The sequence below is a fragment of the Roseburia sp. genome (assembly GCF_041325975.1).
In the GTDB taxonomy this organism is placed as follows: Bacteria; Bacillota; Clostridia; order Lachnospirales; family Lachnospiraceae; genus Roseburia; species Roseburia rectibacter.
On the sequence record NZ_JBGLEJ010000005.1, the window covers coordinates 899,226 to 915,505 of the forward strand.

A 16,280-nucleotide genomic window follows, 5' to 3' on the forward strand; every position below is an offset into this window, starting at 1 on the left:
ATTACTGATACGCCGTATTATCCGGCAGAACGCGAGGCTTTCATGAAAAAATATATTATTTTTCCGTTATTATTTTTGAGCACCCTTTTTATGGCAGGATGTGGAAATAAAGACACCACTGATGACAATTCGCTGGTTGTTTTAAATTATGGAAAATATATGGACAGTTCTGTTTTAAAATTGTTCGAACAGGAAACAGGCATTCACGTCAAATTAGAGGAATACGAAAGTCCGGAAGAAATGTATACCAAATATAAAGCCGGTTCCATCGGTTATGACTTAATCTGCACTTCCGACTACATGGTAGAACGTCTGATCTCCGAAGGAGAGGCAAACAAAATCGACTTTGATCACTTTTCTTATTACCAGAATATAGATCCGTCGATCATTAATGCTGCAAGGATTTTTGACCCGGATGCATCCTATTCCATGCCATATTTTTATGGAACTCTTGGTATCCTCTACAATACCACAATGGTCACAGATGACGAAGTATCGTCCTGGAACATTCTGTGGGATGAAAAGTACAAAGATTCCATTATCATGCAGAATTCTGTCCGCGATTCGTTTGTACCGGCTCTTCGTCTGTTAAATTATGACATCAACACAGAAAATGAAACGGAACTAAATAACGCAGTAGATCTTTTGATCAGGCAAAAACCGCTTGTCTACGCCTACTACGTAGATGAGACCGCTGATGAGATGGCCGCCGGCAATGCAGCAATGGCGCTGGTTTATTCCGGGGAAGCTGCCACTGCGATGGAATTAAACGATGATCTCTCCTATACAGTTCCAAAAGAGGGTTCAAACCTATGGATCGATTCCTGGTTTATGCCAAAGAGCTGCAAGAATCAGGAAAATGCCGAAAAATTTCTTGATTTTCTGTGCCGCGAGGATGTAGCTATGACTAATTTTGATTATGTCTGCTATGCCACACCCAATCTCGCCGTGATTGATGCGCTAGATGATGAAACCTTAAGTGATACCACGATTTTTCCACCACAGGAAACTTTAGATAACTGTACTGTGTACAAACAGTTTGACGAATCTACAATCTCTCTTTACAGTTATCTCTGGAAAAAATTAAAATCCGAATAATTTTTTCTTGCATTTGTAGTATGTATATGATATAGTAAGTCCACGCAGTTTTTTGCGTGGACTTTCCCCATTTATAGGCAGTAATATCTTCTCCTGCACCACAGGTATATCTCATATAACTCAGACATATCTGTATTTACAGGAGGTCATTATGACATATCAGACATTTAAACAGCAGATCAGACAATCTTTACAGGACGCATTCGGTTCTGATGTTTCCATTATCCTGCAGGATATTTTAAAAAATAACAATACCCACTTAGACGGTCTGACCGTTTTAACTCCGGGCTGTAATATTTCACCAACCATTTATCTGAATGACTACTTCCGCGAATATGAAAAAGGCCGATCTTTTCCTGATATCTGCGCCGAAATTCAAACGATCTATCAGCAGAACAAGCCTTCCCACAGTGTTGACATTTCCTTTTTCACATGCTATGAGAAAGTACAGTCCCGCATTATCTTTAAGCTGATCAATTACGAGCGCAACAAAGCACTGTTATCTGACGTTCCCCATTTCCGCTTTCTCGATTTAGCGATCGTGTTCAGCTGTCTGATCAGTATTTATCCCGACGATATCATCGAGTCTTTTTCGGAAGAAAATAACCCTGCCACTGACTCTTTCACACACGCAGGGAGCTCTGCCACGATTCTGATCCACAACCATCATCTTTCTTTCTGGAATATCACAAAAGATGATCTTTATGCACTCGCATGTAAAAACACACCGGATCTTTTGCATTATGAACTTCGAAATATGAGTGACGTACTAAAAGAACTTCTTTCCGGTGACGACAGTGCTGCTCTCCTCGCTCCGCCGGCGCCTTTTCCCATGTATGTGCTTTCCAACCATACAAAATTAAACGGCTCTGCCTGCATTCTGTATCAGGATCTGTTAAAAAACTTCGCAGACCGCTTAAGAAGTGATCTCTACATCCTTCCAAGCAGTATCCACGAAGTTCTTATCATTCCTGTCAGTTCTTTTTCCTTACCATCTGATCCTCTGCTTTCATCCGGGAATAAAACCAGGGATACCACACAGGAATCCTACCGGGAGCTTTCGGAAATGGTATGTGAGGTCAATTCCACCCAGCTATCTGTGGAAGATATTCTCTCTGACCATGTATATTATTATTCAAGAGAAAGCAGCCGTATTACCATGTAAATTTCGTCATCAGACCATCATATAGTTTTTCATACTCTACAACCGATGCATTCCAGGAGAAATCCTGACTCATGCCATGTTTTACCAGTATATCCCAGTCGTTTTTATGCTGATAAAATACAGATATCGCATAGCGGATCGTTTCTAACATCTCGTGCGCATTATAATTTGCAAAAGAAAATCCTGTTCCCTCTTTTGTATATTCATTGTACGGAATGACGGTATCCTTAAGTCCTCCCGTTTCACGTACGATAGGAACAGTACCATAACGAAGACTCATTAACTGGCTTAAACCACACGGTTCAAACAAGGACGGCATCAAAAATGCATCACAGGAGGCATAAATCTGATGTGCGAGTTCTTCTGAATATCCGATATGTACTTTCATCTTATCCGGATATTTTCCTGCGAAATAAGACAGCATATCCTGATAGCGTGCCTCCCCGGTCCCCGCCACAACAAACTGAACACGCTCCGTACTGAGCAGCTCATCCATGATATATGCGATCAGATCAAAGCCTTTCTGATCTGTCATACGCGATACCATGCCGATCAGAAATACATCTCCATCCACAGGTAAGGAGTCATTTTTCTGCAGACGCGCCTTGTTGAGCGCTTTTCCTTCTTTATAATTCATTTCATTATAATGATTGGACAGATAGATATCTTTCTGTGGATCATACTCAGTATAGTCAAGACCATTCAATATGCCGGAAAGTTTGTTTCTGCACGCATACATAAGCCCTTCTAATCCTTCGCCTCCCTCCGGCGTAGTGATCTCATAGGCATAGGTCGGACTGACGGTAGTGACCGCATCTGCATAGACCACACCGCCTTTTAAGTAATTTGCCTCACCGTAAGACTCTAACTTATCCGATGTAAAAATCTGCTCCGGCAATCCGGTAATATCCATAACAGCAGGCAGTTTCCATCTTCCCTGAAACTTCAGATTATGAATCGAAAATACCGTCTTTATACCTGTATAGTATTCCTCATCCCCATATAAAGTCCGCAAAAATACCGGGATCAGTCCTGTCTGCCAGTCATGACAATGTATAACATCCGGACAGAAATCCAGATACGGCAATGCCTCCAACACTGCCTTTGAGAAAAATGCAAACTTTTCTACATCCTCATAAATATTATTATATGGTGCATTTCCGGCAAAATAAAATTCATTGTCTACCAGATAATAGGTAATTCCATCGTACGTTGTTTCAAAAATGCCGACATATTGTTTTCTCCAGCTTAAATTCACATAAAAATGGCATAAAAAATGAAGCTGTCCTTTCCACCGTTCATCCATGCAGACATATTTTGGAAGAATAACCCTTACATCATAATTCGTCTTATCAAAATATTTCGGCAATGAGCCTGTTACATCTGCAAGTCCACCGGTTTTCATAAAAGGCACAGCTTCTGAAGCCGTAAATAATATTTTTTTCATGTCATAAACCCTCCAGCCCCAAAAATTTATTTTTCTATAAACTTTTGAAAATCTAAAGAATATTATAACTCTTTTTCGCTTTTCTGAAAAGTATTAATACATTTTATGTTCCAGTCTGATACGATCCGTGATCAGTGCAATAAACTCTGAATTGGTCGGTTTTCCCTTTCCATTGTGGATCGTATAGCCAAACATCTCATCAATTGTATCCATTTTCCCCCTGCTCCATGCAACTTCAATCGCATGGCGGATTGCTCTCTCCACTCTGCTTGACGTCGTCTGATACTTCTTTGCAATGGTCGGATAAAGGATCTTTGTGATAGAATTCAGCATCTCCATATCATTTACGGACATAACGATAGCATCCCTTAAATACTGATATCCTTTGATATGTGCCGGAACACCGATCTCATGGATGATCTCCGTTACGTCTGCTTCAAGACTGCGTTCACTGACCGGTTCTGCTTTCTCATATGCGTTTATCTTGCGTTTTTCCATTCCCGGTACACTGCGGTTTTTGATCCGTTTGATCCGGTCAATGATCATATCATTGTCAAATGGCTTCATAATGTAATAAGATGCCCCCATATTGATCGCATCTTCCGTGATACGATCCTGTCCGATCGCACTGATCATGATAAATGCAGGGTGTTTTTTTATTGTTTTATCCTTGTTCACACGGCTAAGTACTCCAAGTCCATCCAACTTTGGCATCACAATATCGAGAAGTACGATATCAGGTTCTTTTGTTTTTATCACACGATAAGCTTCCTCACCGTCTTTTGCTGTCCCCACCACATTCAATTCGTCATCACTTTCGATAATATCTCCTAATAACTGTAACATTATCTCATTATCATCAGCAATTGCTACACTTAATTTTTCCATTTCAAGCCCTCCTGTGACAAAAATCATAAATTATTTGCAATTTGATGATACTTATTTCCGGTCAGATTATTTGTCGAATGTAGTCGTCAAGCGCAAAAAACACATAAAATATGGATTATTCTACAATAATACGGAATCCATCTCTTCCATTTTCTTTTACTTCATACAATGCTTTATCTGCATGTTCGATCAGGCTGTTCCTGTTCTCCTGTTTGTCCGGCAAAAAGCTGGCATATCCCTGGGAAATCGTGACCGTCACCTGTCTGCCTGAACCCTTATCTTCTATATGTAACTGTTGTAAATTTTCTTTGATCGTCCGGGCAATTCCTGTAATTGCATCTTCCTCGCCATTCTGGATCATTAAGACAAACTCATCTCCGCCATATCTGTATGCCTTCCCGCATCCTGCCACGGCTGCTTTCAATACATCTGCAACCAGCTGCAGACAACGATCCCCCTGAATATGTCCATATGTATCATTGTGCTGTTTAAAACAATCAATGTCAAGTATGCCTACCGCAATCTTTTTGCCTGTCTTTATTGCCTGACCGATCACATCCACAGCATCTTTCTCTAACATGTACCGGTTGCCCAGTCCGGTCAGCGCATCCTGATTCGAACGTATCTCTGCATGTCTACGCTGTTCTTCTTTTTCCTGAAGTTCAATCTTTAAATCGATCGCGCGTGCACGTTCCTCATTATCCGCTTTTTTCTGCTGCTGTGACACTTCTACGTAATGAATACACAGCTTCACATATTGCTCTGTGTCACCGAGTTCTTTATAGTACTCTAACCACATTTCTGTAAGCAGCATTTCATAATAAACGCTGTGCTGCTTTTTAACATACTGTTCAAACACCAGAATAACTTTCTTCCACTTGTCAAACTCACGCATATCCTTTAACAATGCACACAAATCACTCATGTCTTCAATATAATCTGCTGCATTTGAATCATCAATGCCGCCTTTGATCAATTCGTCCAGATGCTCATATACATATTCTTTTCTTCCAATGCTCCAGTAAAGTCTTGATTTCAATGTCAGATACGAGTAATAATACATCCCATCCATAACATCTTTGCTGCATTTTTCTAATTTAACAAGCTCCTCACATGCATCATCCAGCCTGTCAAGCTCTCCATATGATTTCATCAGATTCATATGTGTAATCAGATATCTTATCTGAAAATTTTCATTCTCCGTATCCGTAACTTTTTCAAGTTCATCAGCAGACTTTTCAAAATAATCAATCGCTTTCCCATGCTGCTGCAGTTCCTGATATCTCGATCCTATGTTATTATAGGCTAATGCCAGAACTGACGTTACGCCATGTCTTTTCGAACATTCCAGTACTTCCAGATAACAATCCATTGCTGCTGATTCATTGCCAAGCGAAATATAGATAACGCCCATCATATTCTGCGCATATGCGTACTGTTCGTAATTCTTTTCTGTCCGATATATATCAATCGCATTCTGCGTTAACGCTGCTGCCTTATTTAATTCTTTTGAAAAGAAGGCAGTCCGGCCTTTTTCCATATATTCTGCTGCTAATTTCTCTGTTTCACTCTCTGAATACATGTGTCCACCTACTTATGCAAACTGTTAATTTGCTTTAATAATATCATATTTAATTATGATAGGAAAGCATTTTCTCAACGAATATCCCATATCCCCTGGTCGGATCATTCACGAGCACATGAGTCACTGCTCCGATCAGTTTTCCATCCTGTATGATCGGGCTTCCACTCATTCCCTGTACGATTCCTCCCGTCAATTCCAATAGCACAGGATCCGTAACCCGGATCAGAATTCCTTTATTTTCATCATTCCCCTTATAATCAACGCTTTCCACCATTACTTCATACTTTTTACTTTCCCCGGAAACAGATGATACAATAAATGCGCTTCCAATCCTGATATCCTGTTTATAACGCACTTCATAGCACTCACCTGTTTCTAACCACTTCAAGTTTCCGTTCAGGATGCCATGAATGCCAAGATCTGTATTTTGCATGATCGATCCTATTTTTGTATTGTCTCCATACTGGATAATACCGGAAAGTTCTCCGGGAGTTCCCACTTTTCCCTTTTTTATGCCTACAATGTCCGTATGGTAAAGATATCCCTCCGACATATTCATGATCGTTCCGGTATCACTGTCACTTACCGCATGTCCAAGTGCCGCATAAGTTCCATCCGGCTTATAATACGTAAGTGTACCCACTCCCGCAAGATCATCCCTGACCCAGATACCAAGCATGTATTTTCCGCTGACACTTTTAACCGGATCTAAGGAAACTTCAATGTATTCTTCGCCACGCATGATTCCAAGAACATCTTTTCCCCCACCTGCCTCATTCACTGCTGCTGCAAGATCTTCCTTCTCATTAACTGCCTTTCCGTTTACACTTACAATATAATCCCCGCTTTTTACAAGATTTTCTGATGGTTTTACCTCACGTCCATCTATCTTTTCAACTTCTCCATTTCCTATTACAAGAACACCCTTTGTTTTTGCATAAATCCCAACCGGCATTCCACTTGCATAAACGGTTTCCGGCTCCACCAGCATGACCGTGATGTCCTTAACAGGAAAAATTCCAAATAATCTACAGTTCACACGATACGTAAGCGTTGAATCTTCTGTCAGATAATCAAATACCTCCGTGCCATCCTGCTTTAATACAATGCTGACCGGTACTTTAAAATCATACGATACTGTTTCTCCTGCCCTCACATATATCTCATCCGGAACAGCATTCTGAAATGATCTCACAGCAAAAATCAGCGTCAAAAAGAATCCCATACAGGTAAGATTTTGTATAATTTTATAATAAACACTTATTTTTTTCATTTTTTCTCTCCTGTTTTACCCATATTTCGCAAAAAAAGAAGATATCCTGTTTTTGATATCTCCTTTTTATTATATGTGCTTTTTTCTTTTTCACGCTGTTATTTATCCAAACTGTACTGCCACTTCTTTACAATCCAGCCTCTTTTTGGAATTTTTATTTTTTCTTTTTTAAAGCAAGCTCTTTCATTTCTTTCGCACTCTCTCTTACCTTATCCGTGATCTCGACACCTCCAAGCATACGTGAGAGTTCATCCACGGTCTCTGCAGGATCAAGCATTCTGATCTTCGATACTGTTGAACCGTTTGAGACAGCTTTTTCGATCAGATAATGTGCATCTGCCATCGCGGCGATCTGCGGAAGATGTGTGATACAGATGATCTGGTGTGTACGTCCTAAAAGGTTCATCTTCTCAGAAACCATCTGTGCAGTACGCCCGCTGATCCCGCTGTCAATCTCATCAAAGATCAGTGTCTCAACCTCATCCTGATCGGCAAGCACTGTTTTTATTGCGAGCATGATCCTCGAAAGTTCTCCACCGGATGCTACTTTTCCGAGAGGACGCACCGGCTCACCCGGATTGGTAGAGATCATAAACTCTGCGTCATCATACCCGTTGGCAGTATAACTTGATAACACACCAAACCGCATTTCAAACACAACATCCAAAAAATTCAGATCTTTCAATGCGTCTGTCACTGCAGCAACCAGTTTATCTGCATGTTTTTTACGGACAGCAGACACTGTCTCACATTTTTTCTGCAGATTTTTCTCTGCACTCTTTACTTTTTCTTTCAGATCAGCCAGATACGTATCATAATCCTTTAAATGAAGCAGACGTTCCTGTTTTGCTTCGCATGCGTTTAAGATTTCCTCAATGGAACTGCCATATTTTGACTTTAAATGGTTGATCTCATCTAAACGCTTTTCCAGCTGATAAAATGTTTCTTCGTCAAAATCCGTATCTTCCAGATAATCTGCGATCTCACGATTAAAATCGTTGAGCAGATTGTCGATCTGTGTCAGCATCTCTTCCATATCAGCAATTTTATCATCATATGCAGATACACCTGATATTTCCCTTAATGCCCGTCCGGTCAGTTCCGATGCCTGATCATTTCCTCCGGTATACTGATATGCCTGATTCAGTGCTTCCACGATCTTTTTTCCATTGATGAAACGCTTATACTGTGTCTCTAATTCTTCATCTTCGCCTATGGTAAGCCCTGCTTCTTCAATCTCACCAACTTCATATTCCAGAAAAGAGACCTCCCTTAAGCGTTCTTCTTCATCCACATCCGCTTCGTTTAACTCTGCTACAAGTCTTTTATATTCCTTGTACGCGTCTGCAAGCTCCTTTTTCGGCCGTTCGATCTCTTCCTTTGCATAACTGTCAAGAATCTCTAAATGCTTTTTTTTCGATAAAAGAGACTGGTGCTCGTGCTGTCCATGAATATCGATCAGAACTGAGGCGATCTCTTTTACTTTTGAAACAGGCACACTTTCTCCATTAATCTTTGAAACACCTCGTCCACCAGTGATCTTACGGCTTAAGATAACCTCATCGTCCTCAATCTCCACCTCAAGCTGTTCTAAAAGCATTTTCTGTTTTTCTGTAACAGAAAAAATAAGCTCCACAAGTGCTGTTTTTTCCGGATCACGCAGCATCTCTTTTGAAACCTTTCCTCCAAGTGCAAGATTGATCGATCCGATGATAATGGACTTTCCGGCTCCCGTCTCACCGGATAAAATATTTAACCCCTCTTCAAAATCGACCTCCGATTCATCAATCAGTGCTAAATTTTTCACATGTAGATTTTGTAACATAGAATCTCCTTCCTGCGCTCTCACGCGCATTCTCTCCCGGAAGTATCTCCTTTTTTCTGATAGCCTGTTATTCTTCTACAATCTTGCGCAACCGTCCCATTACTTCAACAGTTTCCTGTACACTTCTGACTGCACACATAATCGTATCATCCCCTGCGATGCATCCCACCACTTCATGCAGATGCATAGCGTCTAATGCCGCAGCCACCGCCATTGCCATTCCTGAAACGGTCTTTATCACAAGGATATTCTGTGCCATATCCATGGAAACAAATCCATCACGGAATACCCTTGTATATTTCTCGGACAGATCTTCATTTGCCTCCATCAGCGCAACATACTTCTGCCTGCCCCCGTTGATTGCGACTTTCGTCAGCTTTAACTCCCGAATATCCCTTGAAACCGTTGCCTGAGTTACCTGATACCCTTCTCTCTCTAAGTAATCTGATAATTCCTCCTGGGTTTCAATGTTATTCTTTTTTATCAGTTCAAGTATTTTTTCCTGTCTTTTTGTCTTCATACTTTCTCCTGTTCTAAAGATAGATCCACTATTATGTATAAGCACTCATCTTTCTGCGCAGTATTTCAAGAAAACTCTCACTGCTTAATTTGCAGATCTTAGCCGTATCTTCTGCCCTGCGCACCACAAAACGGTCACCAACTTCCAAACGCACTTTGCTGTCTCCGTCAAAGCTGACTTCTACCATCTCGTCTTTCTGCGACCGGCGCTTTCCAAGTTCTACGGTAACCTCCTCATCTGCACTGATCACAATACTTTTTGAACTTAGATTATGATCATTGATCGGTGTGATCAGCATCATCTGTGCCTTCGGATCCACGATCGGGCCACCCGCAGACATATTATACCCGGTTGAACCGGTCGGCGTCGATATAATAATTCCATCAGCGCGGAATGTATTCAGATACTCCCCATTGACATAAACGATCAGATTTACTACCGAGAGTGCCCCGGTTCGGTGAATTACCACATCATTGAGTGCAATATCCGCAGACAGGATCTCTCCGTTTTTGATTCCATATCCACCAAGCATCATCCGCTCCTCGACCATGTAATCATCTTTCATGAGTTTGTCAACTGCCTCAAATACATCCTTTTCTTCAAGTTCGCACAAATATCCTAATGTTCCAAGATTGACACCGATCAAAGGCAGCCTGCTCTTTACCAAAGCTGCTGCAGCCCGGATCAGCGTGCCATCCCCGCCAAGCACTAAAACGCCCTGTGTGTCCGCAGGAATGTTTTCTTTATGTGGTGCCGCCTCCCCCGGTGTCTCTCCATTACTGAAAAAAACACTGCAGAAACCACCTTTATTTTCGATATATTCTTTGATGCGGTTCGTCAGTCTTGCCTCTGCGTCCTTATAATAGTTTGTAATGATCAGAAAATTTTTCATTTATTTATCCAGTTCCCCATGTGCAGCTTCTACCACTTTTTGTACATCGACGTTTTCTTCCATGCCTGCCTGTTCCACATCCTGTTCTTTCTTTAAATGCACCAGATATTCAATATTTCCCTCCGGTCCCTTAATCGGCGAATATTCAAGATGAAGAACCGAAAATCCGATTGAAATGGCAAACAAAATAACCTTATCGATTACTTCCTCATGAACGGATTTGTCACGTACAACACCTTTTTTTCCTACTTTTTCTCTTCCTGCTTCAAACTGTGGTTTGATAAGACAGACCATCTCACCGCCATCTGCAAGCAGTTCTCTTGCCGGTCCAAGCACCTTTGTCAGTGAAATAAATGAGACATCAACCGATGCAAAATCCAACACATCATCAATATCCTGTGGTGTCACATAACGGATATTTGTTTTTTCCATACAGACTACTCTCGGATCCTGCCTTAACTTCCATGCAAACTGACCATATCCGACATCAACAGAATATACCTTTTTTGCGCCATTTTGAAGCATACAGTCTGTAAATCCTCCGGTCGATGCCCCGATGTCCATACAGACCTTATCATTTAACTCTATATCAAAATGTGTCATTGCTTTTTCAAGTTTCAGACCACCTCTGCTCACATACTTTAACGTATTTCCTTTTATCTCGATCTTTGCTTCCGTATCAAACATGGAACCAGCCTTGTCCTCGCGCTCATTCTCTACGAACACATTGCCTTCCATGATCATTGTCTTCGCTTTCTCCCTGGACGGTGCCAGTCCTCTGTTTACCAACAGTAAATCCAATCTTTCTTTCAATGAATCTGTATCCTTTCTGCCTTATAATGGATGATAAACTTCTTTGATCCGTTTTAATATAGTATCCGCATCAATACAAACTTCGTGGTAGAGAATATCAACATTTCCATGCTCCACATACTCATCCGGAATCGCAATGTTGAGTACATTCACATAAATCCCCTGTTCATTATAGAACCTTGTAATATGTTCTCCAAAGCCGCCATTTATGACATTCTCTTCCATAGTGACTATAAGTGTATGTTTTGATGCAGCTTCCATTAACATCTGTGTATCTAATGGTTTCGCAAAACGGGCATTGATAAGACTTGCCGGAATCCCTTCTTCCTTTAATGCCGCATGCACAGTCTCGGCCGTCTTAACCATTGATCCTAATGCCACAAGTGCAATCTCCGATTCGCGGTAAATCCATTCGCTTCTGCCAACGGATATCGGCTGCCTGTATTCTTTCAGTCCGTCATATGCCTCTCCCCGCGGATATCTTACCGCAACCGGCGTTGGAAAATCAACGGCATATTTGATCATATCAGAAAGCTCCCATTTGTTTTTTGGCGCCATGATCGTCATATTCGGAATCGTAGACAGGTAAGATATATCAAAAATACCCTGATGCGTCTCTCCATCACTGCCTACAAGCCCTGCCCGGTCAATTGCAAAAACAACCGGCAGATTCTGAATACACACATCATGCAGAATCTGATCATAGGCACGCTGCAGGAAAGATGAATATACCGCAAATATCGGTTTCAATCCCGCTGCTGCAAGTCCGGCAGCAAATGTGACTGCATGCTCCTCCGCAATTCCGACATCAAAGAAACGATCCGGGAACATATTATGAAACCGTTTCAGACCCGTACCATCCGTCATTGCCGCCGTAATAGCTACTACTTTTTCATCGCGGTCACCGAGTTTGCGCATCACAGTCGAAAAAATATCTGTGTAATTTGCTTTTACTCTCGGTCGGCTTGGCAATCCGGTTTCAATATCAAACGGCTCTGTCCCATGAAATCTTGCCGGATGACGTTCTGCCGGCAGATACCCTGCACCTTTATGCGTCAGGACATGCACCATAACCGGTCCTTCAATATTAGATGCTTCTTTCAGCAGCCGCAATATTCCCTTCATATCACTGCCATCAACAGGGCCTAAATAAATAATTCCCATCTCTTCAAAAAGCATGCCCGGAATAAACAGTTGTTTGATCCCGCTTTTCGTCTTCCGGATTCTCTCTACCATTTTATTTCCATAAACCGGAATCTTATTCAGGGAATTCATGACACCCATTTTCAGATCCAGATAAGCGTCTGCTGTACGGAAACCGGATAAATAGGTTGAAAGTCCTCCGACATTTTCAGAAATAGACATATTGTTGTCATTCAGCACAATAATAAAATTTGATTTTAGCTGTGCTGCATTATTTAAAGCCTCAAAAGCCATACCTCCGGTCAGTGCCCCATCTCCGATTACAGATACTACTTTGTAGTCCTCGCCCGAAATTTCTCTGGCATGGGCATAGCCAAGTCCTGCCGAAATCGAAGTAGAACTGTGTCCCGTATCAAAACAGTCACAATCACTCTCTTTTCTTTTGGGGAAACCGCTCATCCCGCCATATTTGCGGAGTGTATCAAAGTTATCCTTCCTCCCTGTCAGAAGTTTATGGGTGTAAGACTGATGACCAACATCCCAGATCAGCTTGTCCTTTGGCAGATCTAAAAACAGATGAAGTGCCATGGTAAGCTCTACAACCCCCAGATTCGATGCTAAATGTCCACCGGTAACCGATATTTTCTGAATTAAAAATTCGCGGATCTCATCCGCTAATATCGCCAACTCTTCCTCACTGAGTTCTTTGATATCATTTTCTTTTTTTATTTTTTCCAATATCATACTGACTTCCTCTGTTTCCCGGTTCTCTTTTCGTACCGACTATTATTCCTGACAATAGAATGTTCACAGAGCGGACATTCTATTATTTCTCACGCGAGATCAGATAACGCAATAATTCTGTCAGGAATTCATTTTTTACAACAAGTGTTTCCATCTGTGCAATCGCCTGTTCTGAAAGGTCTGCAACGTCCCTTCCTGCTTTCTCGATACCCTCATACGTCGCATACGTACTCTTGTGATTTTTTTCATCACTGCCGATCGGTTTTCCAAGTACTTCCATCGTACTTGTCACATCAAGAATATCGTCCTGTATCTGAAATGCCAGACCGACTTTAGATGCCACTTCTTCCACGATCTTTTGCTCATTTCCGGTTGCTCCTGCAAGAACGGCTCCGATCATCATAGATGCCTCGATCAGTGCACTCGTCTTGAGACGATAGATAAAATCAAGTTTCTCTTTTGTCATATCGCAGGTGTTTTCCGACTCTACATCCACAGTCTGACCGCCAACCATTCCATAAATTCCCGCTTTTGCAGATAAAATACGGATTGCTTTTCCAATTCCCGGATTCTGTGGTTCGATGTCAAGTGCCTTTGTTGCTGTCTCAAATGCATATGTTAAAAGGGCATCCCCGGCGAGGATCGCCATCGCCTCCCCATACACCACATGTGTTGTCTTCTTGCCGCGGCGGTATTCGTCATTGTCCATCGCCGGCAGATCATCATGCACCAGTGAGTATGTATGTATCATCTCGATCGCTGCCATAAACGGCTCGATCACTTTTGACCTTCCGCCAAACAGCCGGTAAGTCTCTAACATCAGAATCGGCCGTAATCTTTTTCCTCCTGCAAGAAAACTGTAATTCATAGCTTCGATCACCGTTTTCTGATATCCTTCCTCTTTTGGCAGATAGGAACTTATGATCTGTTCTGCCTCATCCGTATGTCTGCCTATTTCCGCTTTGATATCCATATCTGCTCCTCCATATGCACCGTCTGTATTTAAAAATCTTCCAGTTCACCTTTTGCGTTTAAAATCTGCATCTTTTTCTCTACAGTGTCTAACATCACATTACATTCTTTTAATTTCTCCACACCGCTCTGATACAGTAAAAATGACTGTTCCAATGAAATTTCCGGCTGTTCCATCTGTTTTAAAATATCCTCAAGCTCTGCAAAATTATCTTCAAGTGCAGGCTTGTTTTTTGTCTCATCACTCATGCAAAACCTCCGTTACCTCTGCTTCTAATGCACCTTTTAAAAGACGGATCTTTACGTGATCACCTGTTTTTATACCTTCTGTATCTGTCAGCGTATGCCCATCTTCATCCGTCACATAAGAATATCCCTGTGCAAGTTTTTTGACCGGCGATACGCCTTCTAATCTTTCTGAAAGTAATGCCAGTCTGTGCCTGCGCAGTTCGATCATATGTTCCATACAGTTTCTTAACTGTTCTTCCAGATCCATGGCATATTTTCGTTTTTCACGCAGCTGCCCCTCCGGGCTCAGATAAGAAAGTCTGTCTGATGCATGTTTTAATTCTTTTCGCATCTGCTGCACACGCTGCATATTTAAAAGGAACATTCTGTCTTTTATTTCATCCAGCCTTCCTGCCACTGCTGCATAGTCAAACACCGCAAGTTCTGCAGCCGCTGACGGTGTCGGTGCACGAAGATCTGCCACAAAGTCTGCGATCGTCCAGTCTGTCTCATGACCAACCGCTGAGATAATTGGTGTTTTACACTCAAAGATAGCACGCGCCACCTCTTCCTCATTGAATGCCCACAGATCCTCAATCGAGCCACCGCCCCTGCCGACGATCATAACATCCACACCAAGTGCATCTAAGGCATGGATGCCATTTATAATGCTTTCGGCTGCACCATCTCCCTGCACCAGTGCAGGATATAAAATAAGCTGAACGAACGGGTTGCGCCTCGCAGAAATATTGCGGATATCCTGCACGGCTGCACCGGTCGGTGCTGTCACCACACCGATCTTCATTGCGTATGATGGGATTGGCTGTTTATATTCGGCAGCAAACATTCCCATCTCTTCTAATTCCTGTTTTAATGCTTCAAACTTCTGATAAAGGTTTCCGGCTCCATCCAGTTCGATCTCTCTAGCATAGATCTGATACTTTCCATCGCGCTCATACACTTCCACCGAACCGGTCACTACAACCTGGTCGCCCTCTTTCATCTGAAACTTCAGACCTTTTCTGCTTCCTGCAAACATTACCGCATTCAGTGTTCCAGCTGCGTCCTTGATCGTAAAATAAATGTGCCCGGAGGTATGATATTTGCAATTCGACACCTCACCTTTTACACTAATCCTCTGTAACATAAAATCCTGGGCAAACATATTCTTGATATATGTATTGACCTGCCCTACGGAATATACGTTTTTCATCATACCAGTTTTGCCAGTACACCATTTACAAATGAAGGTGAATTATCTGTACCATACATTTTTGCAAGTTCCACAGCCTCATTGATCGCAACTTTTGCAGGAACATCTTCCTCATACAGCATCTCATACACAGCAAGACGGATCAGTGTCAGATCTACTTTCCCCATTCTTCCTGTCTTCCAGCCTTCGGAGACCTCATTGATCTTTGCATCGATCTCCCCGATCTTTTCGGAAATCTTTTCTACTTTATCAAAAATATATGTCTTGTCTTTTTCTTTCCAGTCACAGGCATCATCCTCGCACAGCGAAAGCTGCTCTGACATTTCCTCCTGATTATAAAATTCCACACGGAACAGCATTTTAAAAACCTGCTCTCTTATCTCTCTTCTGGTCATATTGTTTTCTTCTGTCATCCTTTCTAATTATAATTTTTACGCATAAGGAAAAAGGATGTCGCTTAAGACACCCTCTTTT

General features: G+C 41.8%; 15 protein-coding genes. 2 read left to right on the top strand and 13 right to left on the bottom strand.

Going from position 1 to position 16,280, the window contains the following annotated elements:
• The first annotated feature begins 42 nt into the window (after window positions 1-42).
• Together ACDD58_RS15565 and ACDD58_RS15570 are read left to right on the top strand one after the other, a co-directional pair.
• On the top strand, window positions 43-1,098 hold the full coding sequence (locus ACDD58_RS15565; RefSeq protein WP_118208782.1) for a PotD/PotF family extracellular solute-binding protein: 1,056 nt from the start codon (window positions 43-45) through the stop codon (window positions 1,096-1,098).
• Window positions 1,099-1,249: 151 nt separating this feature from the next.
• Window positions 1,250-2,263, top strand: coding sequence for a DUF5688 family protein (locus ACDD58_RS15570; RefSeq protein ID WP_118208781.1), 1,014 nt, complete (start codon window positions 1,250-1,252; stop codon window positions 2,261-2,263).
• On the opposite strand, the gene glgA is transcribed toward ACDD58_RS15570, so the two are convergent.
• The 13 genes from glgA to nusB form a co-directional block, all read right to left on the bottom strand.
• Window positions 2,253-3,710 (bottom strand): glycogen synthase GlgA, encoded by a 1,458-nt coding sequence (gene glgA / locus ACDD58_RS15575; protein ID WP_117918976.1) that lies wholly within the window; start codon window positions 3,708-3,710, stop codon window positions 2,253-2,255. The two genes, ACDD58_RS15570 and glgA, sit on opposite strands and share 11 nt — an antisense overlap.
• 93 nt (window positions 3,711-3,803) lie before the next feature.
• Window positions 3,804-4,598, bottom strand: coding sequence for a sporulation transcription factor Spo0A (spo0A, locus tag ACDD58_RS15580; RefSeq protein WP_015520632.1), 795 nt, complete (start codon window positions 4,596-4,598; stop codon window positions 3,804-3,806).
• A 115-nt stretch (window positions 4,599-4,713) separates the two neighbouring features.
• Window positions 4,714-6,180: a tetratricopeptide repeat-containing diguanylate cyclase gene (locus ACDD58_RS15585; protein WP_243102823.1), complete on the bottom strand. Its 1,467-nt coding sequence runs from the start codon at window positions 6,178-6,180 to the stop codon at window positions 4,714-4,716.
• A gap of 49 nt (window positions 6,181-6,229) precedes the next feature.
• A complete protein-coding gene (gene spoIVB, locus ACDD58_RS15590; protein ID WP_118208780.1) occupies window positions 6,230-7,456 on the bottom strand; it encodes a SpoIVB peptidase in 1,227 nt (408 codons plus the stop codon).
• 154 nt (window positions 7,457-7,610) lie between these two features.
• Complete coding sequence (gene recN, locus ACDD58_RS15595; protein WP_370778312.1) at window positions 7,611-9,281, bottom strand: DNA repair protein RecN; 1,671 nt, start codon at window positions 9,279-9,281, stop codon at window positions 7,611-7,613.
• Between the two features lie 67 nt (window positions 9,282-9,348).
• Entirely contained in the window at window positions 9,349-9,801 is a 453-nt protein-coding gene (gene argR / locus ACDD58_RS15600; RefSeq protein WP_117918982.1) for an arginine repressor, read from the bottom strand.
• Window positions 9,802-9,832: 31 nt separating this feature from the next.
• On the bottom strand, window positions 9,833-10,693 hold the full coding sequence (locus tag ACDD58_RS15605; RefSeq protein ID WP_117918984.1) for an NAD(+)/NADH kinase: 861 nt from the start codon (window positions 10,691-10,693) through the stop codon (window positions 9,833-9,835).
• Window positions 10,694-11,506 (bottom strand): TlyA family RNA methyltransferase, encoded by an 813-nt coding sequence (locus ACDD58_RS15610; RefSeq protein ID WP_117918986.1) that lies wholly within the window; start codon window positions 11,504-11,506, stop codon window positions 10,694-10,696. It lies immediately after the preceding gene.
• 21 nt (window positions 11,507-11,527) lie between these two features.
• Complete coding sequence (gene dxs / locus ACDD58_RS15615) at window positions 11,528-13,393, bottom strand: 1-deoxy-D-xylulose-5-phosphate synthase (RefSeq protein ID WP_370778315.1); 1,866 nt, start codon at window positions 13,391-13,393, stop codon at window positions 11,528-11,530.
• Window positions 13,394-13,475: 82 nt separating this feature from the next.
• Entirely contained in the window at window positions 13,476-14,366 is an 891-nt protein-coding gene (locus tag ACDD58_RS15620) for a polyprenyl synthetase family protein (RefSeq protein ID WP_370778317.1), read from the bottom strand.
• A 29-nt stretch (window positions 14,367-14,395) separates the two neighbouring features.
• Complete coding sequence (gene xseB, locus ACDD58_RS15625; protein ID WP_006857649.1) at window positions 14,396-14,614, bottom strand: exodeoxyribonuclease VII small subunit; 219 nt, start codon at window positions 14,612-14,614, stop codon at window positions 14,396-14,398.
• Complete coding sequence (xseA, locus tag ACDD58_RS15630; RefSeq protein ID WP_117918995.1) at window positions 14,607-15,809, bottom strand: exodeoxyribonuclease VII large subunit; 1,203 nt, start codon at window positions 15,807-15,809, stop codon at window positions 14,607-14,609. The genes xseB and xseA overlap by 8 nt, the downstream gene beginning before the upstream one ends.
• On the bottom strand, window positions 15,806-16,201 hold the full coding sequence (nusB, locus tag ACDD58_RS15635; RefSeq protein ID WP_186898694.1) for a transcription antitermination factor NusB: 396 nt from the start codon (window positions 16,199-16,201) through the stop codon (window positions 15,806-15,808). Before nusB ends, xseA begins: the two co-directional genes overlap by 4 nt.
• Window positions 16,202-16,280 lie beyond the last annotated feature (79 nt).

Excerpts from the sequence above, each read along its gene's own strand:
- ACDD58_RS15565 (WP_118208782.1), top strand. The coding sequence starts at position 43 with ATGAAAAAATATATTATTTTTCCGTTATTATTTTTGAGCACCCTTTTT.
- ACDD58_RS15570 (WP_118208781.1), top strand. The coding sequence starts at position 1,250 with ATGACATATCAGACATTTAAACAGCAGATCAGACAATCTTTACAGGAC.
- glgA (WP_117918976.1), bottom strand. The coding sequence starts at position 3,710 with ATGAAAAAAATATTATTTACGGCTTCAGAAGCTGTGCCTTTTATGAAA.
- spo0A (WP_015520632.1), bottom strand. The coding sequence starts at position 4,598 with ATGGAAAAATTAAGTGTAGCAATTGCTGATGATAATGAGATAATGTTA.
- ACDD58_RS15585 (WP_243102823.1), bottom strand. The coding sequence starts at position 6,180 with ATGTATTCAGAGAGTGAAACAGAGAAATTAGCAGCAGAATATATGGAA.
- spoIVB (WP_118208780.1), bottom strand. The coding sequence starts at position 7,456 with ATGAAAAAAATAAGTGTTTATTATAAAATTATACAAAATCTTACCTGT.
- recN (WP_370778312.1), bottom strand. The coding sequence starts at position 9,281 with ATGTTACAAAATCTACATGTGAAAAATTTAGCACTGATTGATGAATCG.
- argR (WP_117918982.1), bottom strand. The coding sequence starts at position 9,801 with ATGAAGACAAAAAGACAGGAAAAAATACTTGAACTGATAAAAAAGAAT.
- ACDD58_RS15605 (WP_117918984.1), bottom strand. The coding sequence starts at position 10,693 with ATGAAAAATTTTCTGATCATTACAAACTATTATAAGGACGCAGAGGCA.
- dxs (WP_370778315.1), bottom strand. The coding sequence starts at position 13,393 with ATGATATTGGAAAAAATAAAAAAAGAAAATGATATCAAAGAACTCAGT.
- ACDD58_RS15620 (WP_370778317.1), bottom strand. The coding sequence starts at position 14,366 with ATGGATATCAAAGCGGAAATAGGCAGACATACGGATGAGGCAGAACAG.
- xseB (WP_006857649.1), bottom strand. The coding sequence starts at position 14,614 with ATGAGTGATGAGACAAAAAACAAGCCTGCACTTGAAGATAATTTTGCA.
- xseA (WP_117918995.1), bottom strand. The coding sequence starts at position 15,809 with ATGATGAAAAACGTATATTCCGTAGGGCAGGTCAATACATATATCAAG.
- nusB (WP_186898694.1), bottom strand. The coding sequence starts at position 16,201 with ATGACCAGAAGAGAGATAAGAGAGCAGGTTTTTAAAATGCTGTTCCGT.